12 protein-coding genes are annotated in these 19,299 nt (G+C 37.9%); 8 read left to right on the top strand and 4 right to left on the bottom strand.

From position 1 onward, the window contains the following. Positions 1–96: 96 nt before the first annotated feature. From BC008_RS41165 to BC008_RS41155, 3 genes are all read right to left on the bottom strand, one after another. Complete coding sequence (locus tag BC008_RS41165) at positions 97–1,554, bottom strand: serine/threonine-protein kinase (protein ID WP_027840802.1); 1,458 nt, start codon at positions 1,552–1,554, stop codon at positions 97–99. Between the two features lie 169 nt (positions 1,555–1,723). Continuing rightward, positions 1,724–3,151, bottom strand: coding sequence for an IctB family putative bicarbonate transporter (locus BC008_RS41160; protein WP_027840803.1), 1,428 nt, complete (start codon positions 3,149–3,151; stop codon positions 1,724–1,726). Positions 3,152–3,456: 305 nt separating this feature from the next. After that, positions 3,457–5,049 carry a GAF domain-containing sensor histidine kinase gene (locus BC008_RS41155; protein ID WP_027840804.1) on the bottom strand — a complete coding sequence of 531 codons (1,593 nt, stop codon included), beginning with the start codon at positions 5,047–5,049 and terminating at the stop codon, positions 3,457–3,459. 808 nt (positions 5,050–5,857) lie between these two features. On the opposite strand from BC008_RS41155, the gene BC008_RS41150 reads away from it, so the two are divergent. From BC008_RS41150 to thiL, 7 genes are all read left to right on the top strand, one after another. Then, positions 5,858–7,051: a DegT/DnrJ/EryC1/StrS family aminotransferase gene (locus tag BC008_RS41150; protein WP_027840805.1), complete on the top strand. Its 1,194-nt coding sequence runs from the start codon at positions 5,858–5,860 to the stop codon at positions 7,049–7,051. A 34-nt stretch (positions 7,052–7,085) separates the two neighbouring features. After that, positions 7,086–7,952 (top strand): cyanoexosortase B, encoded by an 867-nt coding sequence (gene crtB, locus BC008_RS41145; protein WP_027840806.1) that lies wholly within the window; start codon positions 7,086–7,088, stop codon positions 7,950–7,952. A 101-nt stretch (positions 7,953–8,053) separates the two neighbouring features. Then, positions 8,054–8,770, top strand: coding sequence for a cyanoexosortase B system-associated protein (locus tag BC008_RS41140; RefSeq protein WP_027840807.1), 717 nt, complete (start codon positions 8,054–8,056; stop codon positions 8,768–8,770). Between the two features lie 215 nt (positions 8,771–8,985). Next, positions 8,986–10,362 (top strand): polysaccharide biosynthesis/export family protein, encoded by a 1,377-nt coding sequence (locus BC008_RS41135; RefSeq protein WP_027840808.1) that lies wholly within the window; start codon positions 8,986–8,988, stop codon positions 10,360–10,362. Between the two features lie 48 nt (positions 10,363–10,410). After that, positions 10,411–12,567 carry a GumC family protein gene (locus BC008_RS41130; protein WP_027840809.1) on the top strand — a complete coding sequence of 719 codons (2,157 nt, stop codon included), beginning with the start codon at positions 10,411–10,413 and terminating at the stop codon, positions 12,565–12,567. A 353-nt stretch (positions 12,568–12,920) separates the two neighbouring features. After that, positions 12,921–14,030 carry a peptidylprolyl isomerase gene (locus BC008_RS41125; RefSeq protein ID WP_027840810.1) on the top strand — a complete coding sequence of 370 codons (1,110 nt, stop codon included), beginning with the start codon at positions 12,921–12,923 and terminating at the stop codon, positions 14,028–14,030. A 256-nt stretch (positions 14,031–14,286) separates the two neighbouring features. Next, positions 14,287–15,294 carry a thiamine-phosphate kinase gene (gene thiL, locus BC008_RS41120; RefSeq protein WP_027840811.1) on the top strand — a complete coding sequence of 336 codons (1,008 nt, stop codon included), beginning with the start codon at positions 14,287–14,289 and terminating at the stop codon, positions 15,292–15,294. Positions 15,295–15,467: 173 nt separating this feature from the next. Here the strand turns inward: thiL and BC008_RS41115 are convergent, their stop codons facing one another. Continuing rightward, a complete protein-coding gene (locus BC008_RS41115) occupies positions 15,468–16,487 on the bottom strand; it encodes a type I glyceraldehyde-3-phosphate dehydrogenase (protein ID WP_027840812.1) in 1,020 nt (339 codons plus the stop codon). A gap of 1,237 nt (positions 16,488–17,724) precedes the next feature. On the opposite strand from BC008_RS41115, the gene murC reads away from it, so the two are divergent. After that, positions 17,725–19,185 (top strand): UDP-N-acetylmuramate--L-alanine ligase, encoded by a 1,461-nt coding sequence (gene murC / locus BC008_RS41110; RefSeq protein ID WP_027840813.1) that lies wholly within the window; start codon positions 17,725–17,727, stop codon positions 19,183–19,185. The last annotated feature ends 114 nt before the right edge of the window (positions 19,186–19,299 follow it).

The following is a 19,299-nucleotide window of genomic DNA, read 5'->3' as shown; positions in this document are numbered from 1 at the left end:
ACGCCCCATTGTTCGCTTTTGCTTCTTTTATTTCTTCATTCTTTATTCTACAGTTATATGCAACTTCACATAGAGTTGGTATAACCTGAAATTAGATTAATTACCTTCCACAATTTGAAATGAATTAATCATCTTTTCCACGGTTGGTAACAACTGAGAATATTGTTTTTCTTCGGCAGTATAGTTAATAAAATAAACCTTACCATTTCTTACAGTACCAACTTCCATCACCCGCAAATCACATCCCTCATCCTGGCGAGTATAAACTAATTTATAAGCTCTGAAATTAGATAAAGTAGTTTTTGAAGTAGAACTATCAGTAATTTTTGTATTTGGATTAATATCTTGAATCTTTTTCAGAGCAAAATTCTTATATTCATCTAAAGATAATATTTTACCTTCTGGAAAATCATTAACATTAATAAAAACATCTATAGGACAAGAAGATAATTGATTTTGATTGCCGGGAAATAACTTAACCACTTCTCCACTAAAGTCATCTTGTTTTTGTATTCCCCAATTATTCTCAGGATATTTTATTTTAATTCCATAACTAGGATTTTCATAAAGTAAAAAATTATTGGAGACAGAGTTTCTACTTCTACCACTAATTAGAGATCTATCACTCAATAAATAAAAAATTGTTCCTAATGTAATTAAACTAGTTACTAATCCAACTCCAAGCCAAACTTTCCATGGTGGTGAAGAAGATTTAGGTCTTAACCCCGTTACAGTTTGCAAACCCTTAACAGCTTGTAAAGCCTCTTCTCCAGATTGGTAACGTTGACGAAAGTCATAACGTACCATCTTATCAATAACATTTGCCAGCTTGGGGTTGACCTTAACATGACTTTGCCAGTCAATTTCCCCTGTATTGGTGTCTGATGTTATCTGCTGATAATGCAAACCTGTTAATCCTTGAATTGCAATCATTCCTAATGCATAGATATCACTACAAAATCTGGGATTTCCTTGGGTTTGTTCGCTCGGCATGTAGCCAGGAGTACCAATGTGACGGGTAACAGCAGTATACCCATGTTGATTACCTTCTACTCCTGCAACTTGTTTAACAGCACCAAAATCAATCAATACAATTTTGCCATCTAATCTGCGGCGCATGATATTAGAAGGCTTGATATCGCGGTGAATGCGGTCTTGTTTGTGAATGAATGCTACAACTTCTAAGATATCTATTAACAACTCAATGATTTCAGTTTCACTGAACTGCTTGCCAGGGTATAATTCTTGAGTTAGATCGTGACCTTCAATAAAGTCTTGTACTAAATAAAATTGTTTATTTTCTTCAAAGTGTGCTAAAAGTCGTGGTATTTGCTCGTGGTTTCCTAATTCTTCCAGATTTTTCGCTTCTCGATCAAATAGAATTTTTCCTACCTTTAAAGTTAACGCATCTGTACGGGTGGGTTGAAACTGCTTCACCACACATTTAGGATTTCCAGGACGTTTAATGTCTTCCGCTAGGAAAGTGACACCAAAACCCCCTTTTCCAATCTGTTTGATAATTTTGTAACGCCCATCAAGGGTTTTACCGACCATTCAAACCACCGTCTATGTTGCACTTATTAATTTATGACATATTGGGGGGTAAAAACTGGAAGTAATACTTGGATAATAACTTAACGATACCACCCATCTGTAAGAACGCATTGATGTACGTCCTTACAATTAGCAGCATATTATTTCCATCCAACTTAATGAATACCGATTAATACGCTGCAGAATTTGGGTTTGGTGAAGTAAATTCTTGTTTCCTTGCTTGTCTTAAAGGCGTGTAATAACTAGCAACTATACCAACCATTAACCACCAGAGGGTATTTACCTGGGGACGATACCATACAGTATCCACTAAACCGTGAGCAAGCATTCCCACCATGGTAACCATCGCTCCAATTAACCAGAGTCCATCTGAATTTTTTAATTGACGCAAACGTTGCAACTGTAACAACCCAGCATTAAATGTAACGATTAATAACCAAATAAAACTTGCTAAACCAACAAAGCCAGTTTCCACAATTATTTCCAAAAAAATTGAGTAAGCACTTAGAGCAGTGTAACGAGGAAGCTGGTAGAGAGGATAAACTTTGTTAAAAGAATTATGACCCGGACCAATTCCAAACACAGGATAATCCCCAATCATCTTAAACACACCAGTCCAAACATTCATCCGAAAGTTGTTACTGCTATCCGCACGACCTGCAAAAATACTGAGAATTCGCAGGCGAAACTCATTGGAGAATACCAACGCTGCTACAATCAAAGCGGCAAAACCTCCAACTAGAATTGGTAATAACCATTTGCGCCAAAATGGATGTAAGTATTCCTGATACCAATACGGCAATATAAATACTAAAGCTATTAAAGCTACAGCTAAGCCAATAAAAGCACCACGACTGTCAGTAAAGCGAAAACAAGCCAAGTTGACAACAAACATAGTTATCGCCAAAGCTTTCCGGGGTAATCCACGCCACGAAAATATGGCAATTAAACTTAAAATCACAGCTGGTAGGAGATATCCACCTAGTAAATTGGGGTTTCCTAAATAACTGTAAACCCTCACACTTTTTGATAAGGGTGACTCGGGATCGACCCAAGTTGCTAATTGTGCAGCACCAAAGAATTTCTGTCGCAATCCATAAATACTGACAATCAGCGATACGTGCAAATAAAGTATTATCAACCAGGAGCGAATTCGCGGCGATCTTAAAACTCTCGCACAAAAAGCAAACAGGCACAAATACAGAGTGAAAGTAATTAGATCGCTCCGTGCTGCAGCTTTTACCGGTGATAGTGCTGTTGCAATAACAGCTGCTCCCCAAAATATAAATACAGGTATATGAATGGGGGTTACACCAACATAGTCAGGCGAACGCGTATCATCTGACACTGTTAATAACAACCAGAATCCTACGCAAGCAACCAGCAGTAAACCTATAAGTGTTGTAGAGACAAAGGGTGCTAGCGCGTACACTAAGCTGAGTAAAGCTGCTGCGATCGCATCTCCCCACTGTAGTAAAATACTACCTTGTCGCCAAGAACCCAATACTCCGAATACAGAGCGATACAACAAACTACCGCGAAGATATTCTTTGAGCGGTACGCTCGACAAGGTGAATCTTTGCCAAACTAAATTCATAAAAACTTTTTAGCAGTTAGTAATTAGCACTGAACTTGGACTAATCATAATTGGGGTAAGGTCAAAAAAGTAAGATTCTAGATTGCAAATGGAAAATAATCATCGGCTATTGATTCAAAAGACCAAGTTAAATATTGACTAAATATTGATGATCGTCGATTTCCCATTAATATTCAACTAGAGTTTTGACTTTCCCCTATTTCTTTAAACTATGTCCTGCAGATAATTCCGCAAAAAATACCCAGTCCATAGTCCATGCTAATTAATTTATGCTTCAAATTTCACATGCTTTAATTTCACATACTTTAAATTTCATCAGAATCTTCTTTCGCTGAATCTGTAGATGCCATTTGTAGTGGTAGACTTAATAGATAGCGATTTCCTGATTCTGTCGATCCTTGAATGGTGATGCTACCACCATGTATTTCTGCTAGCTGGGAACTTAGTAATAAACCCAAACTTTCACGAGATATACTTCCGTTAGCTGTATTTGATTCTTGACTTACATCTCCGAGAAGACCTAACTTAGAATTACTTGCAAACGAAAAATTATCCGTGAAGCTTGAACCACTTACATTGTGAGTTTGTCCTGAATTGTGGGAATTTCGTTCGTACTTCGGTTTTTCTCCAATTAATTCTAATAAAGGTGTTTGTTTTAAACGGAAATATGGGTCAACTTCTGTAATTCCATCTCCCAACCAAGGATGAGAAGCCCAAACAGTAATACTGATAAAATCTTCTTTGTAGGAAACGTGAATGCGGACAATACTACCGGTGGCTGAAAGTTGAACCACACTAAAAACTAAGTGATATAGTATTTGCTTGACTTTATCTTTATCCAAAGCCCAGATTCGATTGCGTCCGGGTTCTATAGAGAGTCGGATATTTTGCTCTCGACGATTTGCTACTTCATCTAAAGTATTAATAACTTGTTGACAGAGCATTTCAATATCTACAGGTGTCAGATTGAGAGCATGAGAAATATTATCCATTGCACCCAACTCAGAAATTTCATTTACCAAGGAAAGTAAATAGCGACCACTGTGTTGAATTATTTCCAGATATTCTCTTTGCTTACCTGTTAAGGGTCCGTAAATTTCTCTTCCCAAAACACTTGTCATACCAAGTACGGAAGTTAAAGGAGTACGCAACTCCTGAGTCAGTTGTCCGAGCAATTGTAATTTGAGCTTATTTGTGCTGTCTATATTTTTGGGTAAAACCTGAGGAGTTCTTTTAACATCAGTGATTGCTGGTGGAGTTGGTGATTGTGAAGATGACCAACCAGTTGAATCAGCAACAGGAGGAGTCACGGTTTTAGCTACTGATGGTAAAGATTGCAGTACTCGATTACGTTCAAATTCGCTCATACTCCATCGGGCGATAATTTGTAAAAATTCAATATCCCGATTGGTGAAATTACGTGGGAGCAAGTCCATTACTGCTAAAGTTCCCAAACAATTACCTTGAGAATCAATTAGTGGGGCTCCTAAATAAGCTCCGACACCGTAATCATTCACTAACTTACTAGCGAATAGTTCTGATTGGGAATGTTTACGAGTATCGTTAATAACTACTGGCTGCGAATTTTCAACTACTTGAGTACAAAAAGATTCTCCTCGCATCAGTTGACGAGTTTGAGCTAATTGGTTCATCAATCCCAACCTGGATAAACCAACAGCAGATTTAAACCAATGGCGTTCATTATCCATAAAGCCCAACATAGAAATTGGTGCTTCTAAAAAATGTGCGGCTGTTTGAGTGGCTTCTTCAAATACTGGGATCGTCTCAGGTTGCATTAAACCTAATTCTGACAATGCTGTTAAGCGTTGTTGTTCCCTTGTTTCTTGAGAAGCCCAACCTTCTTTGAGAACAAACGTTTTCTGATTGGGCTCTACCATTGTTACAGTTCCGTTAATAATTGGTTTAGTGGTAATTTATATAACCGTTATTTTTGGGTTATTTTTCTATTTCTAAGCATTCCCGAATTTCACCTCTGATAAACAAGCTCAGAGGTAATTTTTTTACTAACTGATTTTTTGAAGAGCTAAAATATAGTTTCCAGGAGAACCGCAAACAACTATCTTTACAGCAGTTTAGTCTTAAAGGTTCTCTTTAAAGTTTTTTTCATATTTATTTTTAATATTTTGATTTTTTACGTGTTACTTAGTTGATTAATTACTATAATTCATAAGTATAAATTCTGATACTTAATCGACAAAATATAGAAAAAGAAAATATTATTCATTTAACTGATTTTTTCCAACTCTGATAATGTTAGTTTTATTCTCAAAATGGGAAATATAAGCTTAGTTAGAACTAATAAGAGTATTTAGTTAATTGTATTATTTTAATTTTTCGATAAATAACTCATTCTCTACACAGTTAATTTACTTTTACCAAAACATGTTCATGATAAAGTTTTTATTTATTTTGCATCTTTCTAAAAAGCTGAAATAAATTTGAGTTATTAATTCATGGAATCATATTTTTCCAGCTTCAATTTTTTAAAATACAAACATATCAGGTATACCTCATACTAAGTCCGGGCTAATTTCCCCTTTTTAGAATGAGAGAGGAAAGTGTGGAAGGTGTGGAAAGTGTGGGGGAAAATTCCAAAAAATATAAAGGGGTTTTAAAAATCAGATTTGGTATCAAACATAATTAGATAAAAAATAGTTTAAGTAAATTTTAAAAAAAAATAATAAAATGAACATTAAAATTCCTTTTGTTGATTTAAGTAAACAACATCAACTAATTAAAAATCAACTAGAAAATGCAATTGAAAATGTATTAGATAGAGGTGATTTTATTCTGGGTAAAGCACTCGCAGATTTCGAAACAGCTTTCGCAACAAAATCAGGTGCAGAATACGGTGTTGGGGTAGCTTCAGGAACGGATGCGATCGCCCTCGGTTTAAGGGCTTGTGGAATCAAGAATGGTGATGAAGTAATTTTGCCTGCTAATACTTTTGTTGCCACATTAATAGGGGTACTACGTGCCGGTGCAAAACCTATTTTTGTTGATTGTAAACCAGATACAGCATTAATTGATTTAGAAGCAGCACAAGCAGTTATTACTACTCTAACAAAAGCAATTATTCCTGTTCATCTTTATGGTCAAATGGTATCGCCAAAAGAATTATTAGACTTTGCTGATACTTATAAATTACTAATTTTTGAAGATGCAGCCCAAGCCCATCTAGCACAACGAGAAGGTTGTCATCCTGGCTCGGTGGGAATAGCTGCAGCTTTTAGTTTTTATCCCAGTAAAAATTTGGGAGCAATAGGTGACGGAGGAATGCTAGTAACTCAAGATCCAGATGTTGCCAAAATGATGGTAAAGTTGCGGAATTATGGAGCATCTAAAAAATACTTCCACACAGACTATGGAACTAACAGCCGTTTAGATACATTGCAAGCTGCTGTTTTACTGCAAAAATTACCATACTTATCAGATTGGAATCGCGATCGCTTCAATATTGCTCAACAATATGACACTGAACTTGCATTCCTGAAAAACTATGGAATTATTCCTTTAGAAAATCACAGTGGTGATGGACATGTTTATCACCTTTATGTAATCAAAATTGATAACTCTTGTCCTCAAACCCGGGAAACTATTCAAGAAAAACTTGCAGAATTAGGAATTCAAACAGGTATTCACTATCCAATTCCCTGTCACCTACAACCAGCATTTTCTGACTTGGGTTACCAAGCAGGTGATTTTCCCGTATCAGAAAAACTATCACAGCAAATACTTTCTTTACCAATGTATCCCGGTTTAAGCAACAATCAAGTTCGCGAAGTTATTGCAGCACTCGGCTCGATTGTTACAGGTGTTAGTGGATCAGAAAGCTTCCCCAACGCTGCAGACTCTGTCGCGTCTCTACAACTCTCCTGACTCCTGACATTTAAGTTTTGAACTATAAAAAATTATGTCACTTCAGTATCCACTTAAAAAACATAATCGGCTGGAATTATTCAATTTCGCTTTATTCGGAGTTTTGTTACTACTTTACGCACCCGTTTTGCTTCATTGGCTAGATGGTTGGCTGAAAAAAAGTATCAGCATCGAACACGAATATTTTAGTCATGGGATTATTGGTATACCTTTTGCTGCTTACTTGGTTTGGTCCCATCGAAAACAATGGGGACGTCTACCGAATATTGCTCATCCTTTGGGAGGTGCTTTACTCATAATCGGTTCTTGTTTTTACCTCACTGGAGTTCCGGAATGGGTTAATTTATCTTTTCCTATCATTTTGACAGGAATTTGTTTCTGGTTTAAGGGATTTGCTGGCTTCAAATTACAGTCTTTTCCTTTACTATTAGTTTTTCTTGCAACCCCAACTGCTATTCCTTATTTGATTACACCTTTTACTTTACCTTTACAAAGTTTTATTGCAGGTACTGCAGCTTTTGTATTACATCAATTTGGAATGGAAGTTATTGTCGATGGAATTAATATTTATGTTGGAGGAAGAATTGTAGAAGTTGCACCTTACTGTGCGGGCTTAAAAATGCTCTTTACAACCTTATATGTCAGTTTAATTTTACTTTATTGGGTAGGGATTTTATCTGATAAACGTAAGACTATTTGGTTCTTGTCTAGTGCTGTTTTAATTAGTGTTACTGCCAATGTTATTCGTAATACGTTACTGACATATTTTCACGGCACTGCTCAAGATCAAACCTTTAAATGGTTACATGATGGCTGGGGAGGTGACCTTTATTCTGCTGTAATGTTGCTTTCTTTAATACCTGTTTTGAATTGGATAGATCGGCGTTTTTCTGTTAATTAACCGTTAGTAATCGTTAACTATTTTATGTTGAAGCTATTATTGCGGTAAAGAATTATTGAAAATTTAAAATTGGTTTTTATGATTATTTATTTTTAAGAAATATGATTTCCAATGATACACCTTTTCAAAGAAATAATATTCCCCATGTATTTGCAGTTCTGCTCCTAATCTTAATTTTATTAATTAGTGGTGTTCCAGGATATTTAAGTGGTGATTGGCAGTGGAAAGAGCCGCCAAGCGTAGTAAACCTGAAAGAAGTTAAACAGATACGTCAAACAGGGTTAAAACTATCTGGATGGGAAACTTTAGAAACAGTAGAAAGACAAATTGGGGGACGTAAATGGTTGTGGCAGAAAATTAAACAAAAAAACTCAGATAAAATTTCCTACTTGCTCTTGTTACCGCAAAATGGTCCAAGAAACCAACCACAGACAGAGTGGACAGAAATTAAAGGTTTTTGGCAGTGGAAAATTGCTCAATTTGAAACGCCTGAATTTACGATCCAACCTACTGATTCAAGTTCAAATACCAGTAATAAAATTAAAGCTAATTTTTTTCGAGCAGTTTTAAAAAATCGTCAAACCTACGCAATACTACAATGGTATGCAACGCCGAATGGGGGAAGTCCTTCGACTTTTAAGTGGTTTGTTGCTGACCAAATGGCACAGTTAAGAAAAGAACGCGTTCCCTGGGTTGCAGTAAATATTATGATTCCTATGGAACCTCTGGGAGAGGTAAAGGAAAATTGGTCAATTGCACAATCTTTGGTCGAACAGGTACAAGCTAGTTTGGTAGTCAATTCTTTTCAGAAAAAATGAAGGTTATTGAGGATTAAATTAGGAGTATTAGGAATTGAAGAGTGGGTTTTCGATCCGTTCTTGTTGATTAATCATCTTTAGTTTATTTTTCATTCTTCCCTACCTTTGCAAAAATTCCAATCATAAATTTTCACCATTTAGAGCAGACATTTGTGGTTATCTAAGTTTAGAATGGGCGTTCGATACTTGACTTGAGTTATACAGAAAAAATACTGATGTTTGTAGTTACTCGGTTTCATGTAAATGCATTTAGAGTTTTATCTCTTATTAGCATTCATATCACGGGAGTTTTATTGCCAACATCGGTTTTACCTGTTGCTGCACAAAATCCGCCGCTCCCGGAAGTAATACCACAAATTCCACCATCACAAGTACCACCACCCACTCCACCACTGAATGCTGAAAGTTTTCCACCAGCATTGAAAAATACCATTCCTCCAGAATTTTCACGTTATATTTTGGGCCCAGGGGATGCTATCAATGTTTTAGTTAATCAAAAACCTGGCGATTACCGGTTAGATGAAGGAGACACCATTAGCGTTGTTGTCCAACGCTTTCCGGATTTAAATTTTCAAGCTTCAATTAATTCTGAAGGTAATGTTACTGCACCACTCTTGGGAAAAATCTTTCTTAAGGGTTTAACTTTGCAACAAGCACAAAATAATATTCGTGCAGGCTTTAATCGCTATGTTGTGAATCCAGCAGTAACCTTATCTCTGTTTGCAAAGCGTCAAGATCCAAATTTCCAAGCCATAGTTGATGCCGAAGGAAATATTACTATACCTAGGTTAGGAACGGTTTCAGTACAAGGTTTGAGCTTACCAGAAGCAGAAGAAAAGATTCGTTTGGGCTTAAGTCGTATTTTTGTAGATCCGTTAATTACAGTTGCTTTAGTTGGCGAACGACCTGTACAAATTGCGATCGCAGGTGAAATCTCCCGTCCGGGAATTTATCCAATTAGTCCAATAACAGCAAGGGTAACGGATGCATTACAAATAGCTGGCGGTTCAACAATGAAGGCTGATTTACGCAAAATACAGGTTAGAAGAAGGCGGCTTGATGGTTCAATTTTGACAACTGATGTAGATTTATACGCTCCTTTACAAAATGGTGCTTCTTTACCTAGTTTACGCTTACAAGATGGCGATACAATTTTTGTTCCTCCTCGCGAAATTGGTACTGATGACACTTATGATCGCAGATTGGTTGCTCGTTCTTCCTTAGCTGTACCCCAAATTAAAGTGCGAGTTTTAAACTACGCAGGAGGTGGTATCGCAACCCAAACTTTACCCAATGGCAGCACTTTTATTGATGTTTTGACAGGAATTAATCCTGAAAATGCTAATCTTCGCCAAATAGCTTTAGTTCGATTCGATCCAGAGCGGGGTAAAGCCATAACTCAAAGGTTGGATGCAAAAAAAGCACTTGCAGGAGATCGTTCTCAAAACGTGCCACTCCAAGATAATGATGTTATCGTTGTTGGTCGAAACCTAATTACCAGAATTACCAACACTCTTTCTTTAATTACCCGCCCTTTCTTTGACGTTCAAAACTTTATTCGCTTTTTTGATTCTTTTGGTGGGGGTTTTTGATCAAATATTTGCTCTCCAGAACTGCCACTAATCCTTGAGATAATTGTCATGGCACCACCAATTGTTAAACGATATTTAATAGCTTTTGCAAAGTATAAGTGGATCGGATGCGCCAGTTTTGGCTTAATTGTCATTGGTTCTACTTTTATGGCAATGCAACCAGCACCTCCGCCAAGTTACTTGGGAGAATCTGCGTTAAGTTACACTCGCCCTCCGGTTTCTTTCTCCGTTACAGGTACGGAAATTCAACAGCAGGGACAGCAACTAAGCAAGGGAACTTTTCTTTCTTCTGCTGTCATTGAAGCAGTTGCAGAAAAAGTAGGTAGAAAGCCACAGGAAATAGCGAGAAATCTTAATATCAATTTACCGCCTCCAACAGATGGAGGGGGTGGGACTATTGGTCTAAAATATAAAGATAGCGATCGCAAAAGAGCAGGTTTGACATTGCAAATATACATGCAAGCAATGGTCAAACTGAGTCAGGAAATGAATACCAGGCGATTGAAAGTAATTATTGATAATATCGATCAACGTTTACCTCTGGTTCAGAAAGAATTACAAGCTGCAGAGCGAAAACTTGAAATTTATGACCGACTGGAAAGACCAGCAATCTTAGCTGCAGAGAATGGAATTTTGCTTAATGCTGTGACCAATAGTCAAGCTCAGCAAAGACAGTTGCAACTGACATTATCGGGGATTGATGCTCAAATTCGCAGCCTTCAAGAAAAGCTTGGGCTTGATGTGGAACGAGCTTATATTTCTTCTGCTTTAAGTGCAGATCCAATTATTGCTAATTTACGCAGTCAGATTTATCAAGCTGAAACGCAAATGCAGGTACTTCATAGAGATTTGCGCCCTGATCATCCGACTATGATTCAACTGCGTCGGCAAAAAGAAGCTTATGAACAATTATTTCAGCAACGAGCAGAAGAGGTTGTTGGGGGGGCTGGGGTTGCGAGTCCCTTACCCGGTAATATCAAGGGAATTCGTTCCCAAAGTAATTTAGATCCAGCGCGTCAACAGTTAGCAAATCAATTGGTAGCTTTGCAAACTCAAAAAGAAACTCTCCAAAGACAACTGGAAATGCAAGTTCAAGAAGAGGCAAAGTTACGCAAACAATATTCTCTGATTCCTAATAAACAATTAGAGCGTTCTCGATTAGAACAACAAATAGCCCTCAATAGAGCCGTTTACGACCAAATACAGGCGAAATTAGCAGATGCTAAAGCAGCAGAAGCCGAAACAGTTTCTAGCCTTGATATTGCAAGACCGCCTTCAGTTATAGTTGATGCAAAGCCACCAACAAGTCTAGTGACAACACTTGGCGTAGGAGTTTTCTTTGGATTGATTGTTGGAGGTGGGGTTATATTCTTATTAGGTTCCCTAGAAGGTACTTTCAAAACTAAGGAAGATATTCGTGAAAGCTTGAAACAAAAAGAAGTTATCCTTTTGGGCGAATTACCTTTAGTTGTTGAGGAAGATTTGGAGCCCGATATTCTACCAATAGCTTTAGAAGCAAATTCTCCGTATTTAGAGTATTGTGAAAGACTACGCAGTACTTTGCGTCGAATTGGGGGTCAAGATGTAAAGGTCGTTTTACTGTGCTCTACAAGCAGTTCTGAAGGTAAAACGTTTAGTGCTTATCATCTGGGTATTGCTGCTGCACGGGCTGGGAAACGTACCTTGATTATTGAAACCGATTTGCGATCGCCTTCCCGATGTGAATCCCTTAAAGTTACTCCCAATAATGAAGCAAGTATTGAGCCCCTGCGTTATTACGGCAGTCTGAGTGAATGTATCCGTTTAGTACCTGATGTAGAAAATTTATACATCATCCCTAGTGCAGGACCAGTACGTCAACCTGCTGCAGTTTTAGAATCTAGTGAAATTAAAAGGTTGATGGAGGATGCCCGTCAGCGATATGATTTAGTAATTTTAGATACTCATACATTAACTTTTTCTAATGATGCTCTGCTCATTCAACCCTACAGCGATGGCACAATCATAGTTGCGAGACCAAACTATACTGAGGAAAATTTATTCAGCGAAGCTATCGACCAGTTACAGGAATCGGAAATGGGGTTATTAGGAGCAATAATTAATGCTGCTGATATTACCGTATCTTTGCGAGAGCCAACTCCAGAAGTGGAAATTGTAGATGATTCACCGGTTGAAGAACCAGAAGAACAACTCACAACTCAGTAATTTTTGAGAAGTCAGGAGACAGGAGCTAGGAGCCAGGAGTCAGAATATAAAATTAGGGTATAAAAATTAATTATTGAAACTTGCTAAGGTTAATGAAGGGATGAATAAGGATGAATAAGTAATTTTTATTTTACGTAATCCTTGTCAAGTCTAATTTTGGACCTATTCTAAATTCCTTATTTTATAAATAGGCATATCCTTAGTTATCACATCCATCTACTTTATTTTTTGTTAATTAACCCCCTTATCTGTGCCCTTATCGGCTCTAATACCCCATTCTCTGTCCCAATCATGGGAAGATTATTGAGGGTTAGCCCTAATCGACAATTTAAAGCTGCATTTGAGCCATAGGAATGTTGAAGTTATTAAAATCTAGGTTGAAAAATAGTTCGATCGCGCTGCTCCTAGTCGCACTATTTTTAGGAATAAGTACGATTGGATGGACTCCGAGTTCTTTGGCTGGTTTGCTACCATCTGGGAATCCAATTTCTGATGGCAAGGCATTGTTAAGATATGCATTACCAATAGATAACCAGCCCGTAAGAAAACTGCAAGGTAGTTTAGAGGATATTGCAAACCAATTACGGGCAAATCGTAGATGGAGAGCAATCTCTAAAGATGTCAAGCAAGCTTCAAGGGTTCTTGACAAACCAGAAAAAATTTTGGCGAGCGTTCCTGAAGAACGTCATTCACAAGCCGAAGCATTAATCGAAAAACTACAGTCTGGAATTGAATCCTACCGAGAAGTTGTAGATACAAGAAATAAAAAACAAGCTTGGATACAAAGAGGTAAACTCTTAGATACTGTTGGCGAATTGGAACAATTAATGGTAACGGGATTTCCTTTTGAAGTTCCGGCTGAGTATAGCAATTTACCACAATTAAAAGGGCGCGCTACGGTTGAGATTGAAACAGCTAAAGGCAACATTACCGTAGTTGCAGATGGTTATAGCGCCCCTGTAACTGCTGGGAATTTTGTAGATCTAGTACAACGCGGTTTTTATGATGGTTTGGAGTTCATCCGTTCGGAAGAATCTTACGTTCTGCAAACCGGAGATCCACCAGGGAAAGAGCAAGGTTTTATCGATCCAAAAACTGGTAAATACCGAGCAATTCCCTTAGAAATTTTGGTCGAAGGAGACGAGGAACCTACTTACGGCATAACTTTAGAAGAAGACGGTCGTTATTTAGAAATGCCTGTTCTACCATTTTCTGCTTATGGTGGTGTTGCTTTAGCACGTCCGGAAGATGAAGTGAATGGTGGTTCATCCCAAATTTTCTTCTTTTTGTTTGAACCAGAATTGACACCTGCGGGACGTAACCTTTTAGATGGTAGATATGCAAATTTTGCCTATGTTACCCAAGGAAAAGATGTTTTACAAGTCTTAAAAGCGGGTGACAAAATTGAATCAGCTAAAGTGATTAAGGGACTAGAAAACTTAGTAGAACCAACTGATGCATAGATCTGTCATATTTCCATAGATCTTTGGTGATCGGTAATTTGTTATTTGCTTTTTTGTCCCAAACAGCAGTAACTAATAACTAGTGGTCTGTTTCATTAATTTTGGACTGTTTGTTGTAGAGACGCGATCTTCCTAATGTTCCCCAAGGGAAACATTTCGCGTCTCTATGGGGTTTTAGTAACATGCTAAATCCTAAAAATTAACAAGACCCAAAATTAATGAGAGCGGACAAAAGTGAGCAAATTACAAGCGACCCATGAAAATAGCAGATATTGGCGAACAAGGTCTTTTAGAAAAATTACAACGCTTTTGTCCGTCAGAGATTGTTGGTGATGACGCTGCTGTCCTGGAAACAGTACCAAACACATCTTTGGTTGTGACAACAGACGTACTAATAGATGGAGTACATTTTAGCGATCGCACTACTAGTGCTGAAGATGCAGGGTGGCGGGCTGCTGCTGCTAACCTATCGGATTTAGCAGCCATGGGTGCTTCACCTGTGGGAATTACTGTAGGATTGGGACTCAGAGGCGATGTATCTGTAACTTGGGTGGAAGATTTGTATCGAGGTCTAACCCAATGTTTACAAACACATAATACCCCAATAGTTGGTGGAGATATAGTGCGATCGCCCGTAATTTCTATTGCGATTACTGCTTTTGGTCGAGTTAGAAAATCCCAGACTATTTACCGCAATCGGGCTCGAGTCGGCGATGCAATTGTTGTGACGGGAATTCATGGGGCTGCATCTGCTGGCTTGGAATTACTCTTAGATCCTCAAAAAGGTGAAAATTTAACTGAATCAGAACGTGCGGCGTTAATCGAAGCACATCAACGTCCACAGCCGCGATTGGATGTTTTACCGATATTATGGGATATATTAAATTCTCAAGATTCTGAGTTCGCTTCTGCTCGTGTTGCGGGGATGGATAGCAGCGATGGGTTAGCTGATGCTATATTCCAAATCTGTCGTGCAAGTAATGTTGGTGCAGTGATCGAACGTAATCGAATTATTCTGCATCCAGCAATGAAAAAACTATTAGGGAAAGCAGCACAAATAGAATCTGCTCTTTATGGTGGCGAGGATTTTCAACTAGTACTTTGCTTACCAAAAGAGCCAGCTGTAAAGCTAGTGCAAATCCTGGATACTAATGCAGCCATTATTGGCACGATTACAGCTGACTCCACAGTTTTATTAACAGATGAAACTGGGGAATTTAAGGAAAAACTTCTCAGTTTAAAACAGAGTTTTCAACATTTTTAATTTTTGGCTACTAGCGCTTTTTTGTTGATTTTTCTGTTTAGTTGTACTGCCTATTTAATAATTATTTGTTCTTTTGGTTTACTATTATCCCAAACAAGCAAATCAACGTGTTATGCGTTCCCATAAACTTGCAGACAAACAGAAAAATCCTGATTAAAAGTACTGCTTAATAGTTAATTCTTCCACTTGGCTGCTGCAATCTCAGCCAAATCTAATACACGTTGACTGTAACCCCACTCATTGTCATACCATGCCATTACTTTTACCATGTCATTACCCATGACCAAGGTCAGGCTAGAATCGACGATAGAAGAATCATTACTGCCTTGATAATCGGAAGACACCAAAGGTAGTTCACTATAGCCTAAAATACCTTTCATGGAGCCATTAGCAGCGTCTTTAAATGCCTGATTGACTTCTTCTGCGATGGTACGTTTTTCTACCTGCACCACAAAATCAACCATTGACACATTGGGGGTAGGTACGCGTAAAGCTACACCATTTAACTTACCCTTAAGCTCTGGTATTACAAGTGCTACAGCTTTCGCTGCACCGGTAGAAGTAGGTACAATATTTACTGCTGCTGCTCTTGCCCGTCTTACATCACGGTGAGATGCATCTAACAAGCGTTGGTCGCCAGTATAGCTATGAGTAGTGGTCATTGTACCCTTAATGATGTTGAATTTTTCATGCAACACCTTAGCAACAGGAGCTAAACAGTTGGTAGTACAACTAGCGTTACTGATTACTGGGTATCGGTCGTGGTCATAATCTTCATGGTTGACACCAACCACAAAAGTACCAACGTCGCCACCTTTTCCAGGAGCAGTGATCAAAACTTTTTTCGCACCAGCCTTGACGTGCTTCATGGCTCCGTCATAAGTGGTAAATACTCCTGTTGACTCAATAATCAAGTCAATTCCCCACTCTTTCCAGGGCAAGTTTTCTGGGTTGCGATCGGATACACATTTAACAGTCTTGCCATCAACAACAATAGAATTTTCATCGGCACTGATGTCATATTGGTCTAATTTGCCCAGCATCGAATCATACTTGAGTAGATGCGCGTTGGTTCTTGGGTCTGAAGTATCGTTTACAGCAACGACTTCTAGATTACTATTTTCTCTACCCAACCAGCAGCGCATAAAATTACGCCCGATTCGACCGAAACCGTTAATTGCTACTCTAATCACAGCGTCTTGCCCTCTGTATGTATGCTTGTCAAAATGCTATCTATGACCCCAATCATATCGCAAAGAGGGGAGTATTTATAACTATTGACTCCCAGATTATAAAAAAAATCTGTACTGATTACTATTTTTCTGTCATTAAAGCTTGAATTTACGTGTGTAACCAACAACAATATACTAAGAGTAATTGAATACATCTCCTAAGTGCCATTACTATCCAAGATAAATTTCTTATCAACATCTCAGCATCTACTTTGCTTTGACTTTACAAAAAGCAAGTATTTTTTCCCAAGACTGAAAAACTATGGTACGAGGGAGATTCAGGATTATGGGTTGCAAATAAGACTTGACGAAACTACTCCTAAAGGGATATGCAATAAGTACGGGGTTATGGTATGTAAGCACTTCCCAGTATGGTTTGATTGTGGTTGCAGGAAGTGTAATTTTGAGTTAGGCTCTCACAATTTAGAAATAAAATACAATCTAAAGAATTGGAGGTTAACCTTATTGACTTAAGAATTGTTGGTTTTAAAATCTGTGTTATTCTAGCCTATTTATCCATCTTTTGACGATAAAGCAAGGCTATAGTAATTGATTATACATTTAGGGTCTGAGTGGAATTTAAGTAATATTTCTATCTCTCTTAGTGACGTTATCAATAATTTCTGGATTTCCCCGATTGTTTCTTGTATTTGATATCGCGGGTGAATTGCTAATATTTGCACAAACGATATCGCAGAGAGATGACATTACATAGATTTTTAGTTGAGCTAGCTATTAGCTGTTCAAAAACTGTAATCTCAATTGAACTTGTTTGAAACTCGCCCCTGATGGATAAATAATCAGATTTATTAGTAAATGGAACCAGCAAAAAAGCTAAGTCTAATCTTAAAAATTGGTCGGGTAGATTAATTTTCGTTGTGGCAACATTTAATTGAAAATAGGTTTTGCGCCTCCTACAATACCCGTATTTAAATGTCAATGATTTTCCGGAAGTCTTGTATTTTACAATACAGCATATTTTTTCGTATTCTGATTTTTTTTCAAGAAGAAACGGATGAACTAGTCACAAACAAAATAAACAGTTCGTAACCTAAAATCTTTATAAATAGGCAAGGAAATAACTAGAAATTTAAACATAAAAATGACACATAGATAGTATCGGTAAAAAACAAATTCCTGATATGATACGCGTGTCATTGGAAGATGATAGTGCGGTGTGGTGTAAGAGGAATAATAAATGAAACAATCTGTGGATTTTAGTGGTAGACCATTTCATTTTATTGGAATTGGTGGCATAGGAATGTCAGCTGTTGCCTATGTACTTGCAAAACGCCAGTTACCCGTATCTGGTTCGGATGTTCGTCCCAATCATATTACCCGTCGTTTGGAATCAATAGGAGTTCGAATATTTAATCAGCAACAAGCAAGTAATTTAGAATTTTTCCATCCTAATTCTGAGGGAAACAATTTACAATCAAGGACTCCAGAAGAGTTAAATTCTGCCAATAAAAAACTACCACAAGTTATATGCTCTACTGCAATTAACACTAATAATTTAGAGTATAGAGCCGCATTAGAATTAGGTTGCCCAATTTTCCATCGTTCTGACGTTCTAGCGGCTTTAATCGCAGAATATTACAGTATTGCGGTAGCGGGAACCCATGGTAAAACTACAACTAGTAGTATGATTGGCTGTATGCTACTGGAAGCGGGTGTAGATCCAACTATTTTGGTGGGTGGAGAAGTTGATTCTTGGGATGGAAATGCTAGATTGGGTCAAAGTAAGTACTTAGTTGCAGAAGCAGATGAATCTGATGGCTCTTTAGTTAAGCATGTGCCACATGTTGGTGTTATTACCAATATCGAATTAGATCATCCAGATCACTACGATAGCTTGGAAGAAGTAGTTGATACTTTCCAGACCTTTGCTGGGAACTGTCAAACTTTGGTTGCTTGTATCGATTGTAAGACTGTTCTCTCAATGATGCGACCAACTATTACTTATAGCTTAAATATAGATACAGAGGCGGATTACGCTGTTACAAATATTGATTATCGGGCTGATGGTACCACAGCTTTAGTTTGGGAAAGAGATACAGCTTTAGGTGTTCTCAATTTATCTGTTCTCGGTCATCATAATCTAAGTAATGCTTTAGCAGCAGTCGCCGTTGGTCGAGAATTGGGTTTGGAGTTCGGAGAAATTGCTAAAGGATTAGCTACTTTTGGTGGTGCAAGACGTCGCTTTGAATTTCGTGGTGAAGTTGATGGTATTACTTTTATAGATGATTATGCCCATCACCCTAGCGAACTACGTGCAACCTTAGCTGCAGCCCGTTTACAAGCAAGACCAGGACAAAGGGTAATTGCTGTTTTCCAACCACACCGCTACAGTCGTACCCACACATTCTTGGAAGAGTTTGCTCAGTCCTTTGATAGAGCAGATTTGGTTATACTCACAGATATTTACAGCGCAGGCGAAACCGATTTGGGGTTAGTAAGTGGCGAAAAATTAGCTGCAGAAATTGCGAAACAACATCCCAACGTCAATTATCAACCAACTATTGCCTCTATTTGTGATTCTTTGCTAGAAACCTTACTACCAGGGGATTTAGTATTATTCTTAGGTGCTGGTAATCTAAATCAGGCAATTCCTGAAGTTATCGCTGCACTACGCCAACCAGCTAAAGCAACCTCATAATCAAAGTTTATCAAAATCCGGGAAGTTATTTCTCTTTGCCTGAGGAATGCATCTATCTTTGATATTCCCAAAAAGCTAATGAGATGACCGTAGTTATATACATGGTGGTTCATC

Source organism: Mastigocoleus testarum BC008 (genome assembly GCF_001456025.1).
GTDB classification, from domain to species: Bacteria; Cyanobacteriota; Cyanobacteriia; order Cyanobacteriales; family Nostocaceae; genus Mastigocoleus; species Mastigocoleus testarum.
Note: the sequence above shows the minus strand (reverse complement) of the source record. Positions and strands in the feature narration are given on the sequence as shown.

Excerpts from the sequence above, each read along its gene's own strand:
- BC008_RS41165 (WP_027840802.1), bottom strand. The coding sequence starts at position 1,554 with ATGGTCGGTAAAACCCTTGATGGGCGTTACAAAATTATCAAACAGATT.
- BC008_RS41125 (WP_027840810.1), top strand. The coding sequence starts at position 12,921 with ATGTTGAAGTTATTAAAATCTAGGTTGAAAAATAGTTCGATCGCGCTG.
- BC008_RS41130 (WP_027840809.1), top strand. The coding sequence starts at position 10,411 with ATGGCACCACCAATTGTTAAACGATATTTAATAGCTTTTGCAAAGTAT.
- BC008_RS41150 (WP_027840805.1), top strand. The coding sequence starts at position 5,858 with ATGAACATTAAAATTCCTTTTGTTGATTTAAGTAAACAACATCAACTA.
- thiL (WP_027840811.1), top strand. The coding sequence starts at position 14,287 with ATGAAAATAGCAGATATTGGCGAACAAGGTCTTTTAGAAAAATTACAA.
- BC008_RS41140 (WP_027840807.1), top strand. The coding sequence starts at position 8,054 with ATGATTTCCAATGATACACCTTTTCAAAGAAATAATATTCCCCATGTA.
- BC008_RS41135 (WP_027840808.1), top strand. The coding sequence starts at position 8,986 with ATGTTTGTAGTTACTCGGTTTCATGTAAATGCATTTAGAGTTTTATCT.
- BC008_RS41155 (WP_027840804.1), bottom strand. The coding sequence starts at position 5,049 with ATGGTAGAGCCCAATCAGAAAACGTTTGTTCTCAAAGAAGGTTGGGCT.
- BC008_RS41160 (WP_027840803.1), bottom strand. The coding sequence starts at position 3,151 with ATGAATTTAGTTTGGCAAAGATTCACCTTGTCGAGCGTACCGCTCAAA.
- crtB (WP_027840806.1), top strand. The coding sequence starts at position 7,086 with ATGTCACTTCAGTATCCACTTAAAAAACATAATCGGCTGGAATTATTC.
- murC (WP_027840813.1), top strand. The coding sequence starts at position 17,725 with ATGAAACAATCTGTGGATTTTAGTGGTAGACCATTTCATTTTATTGGA.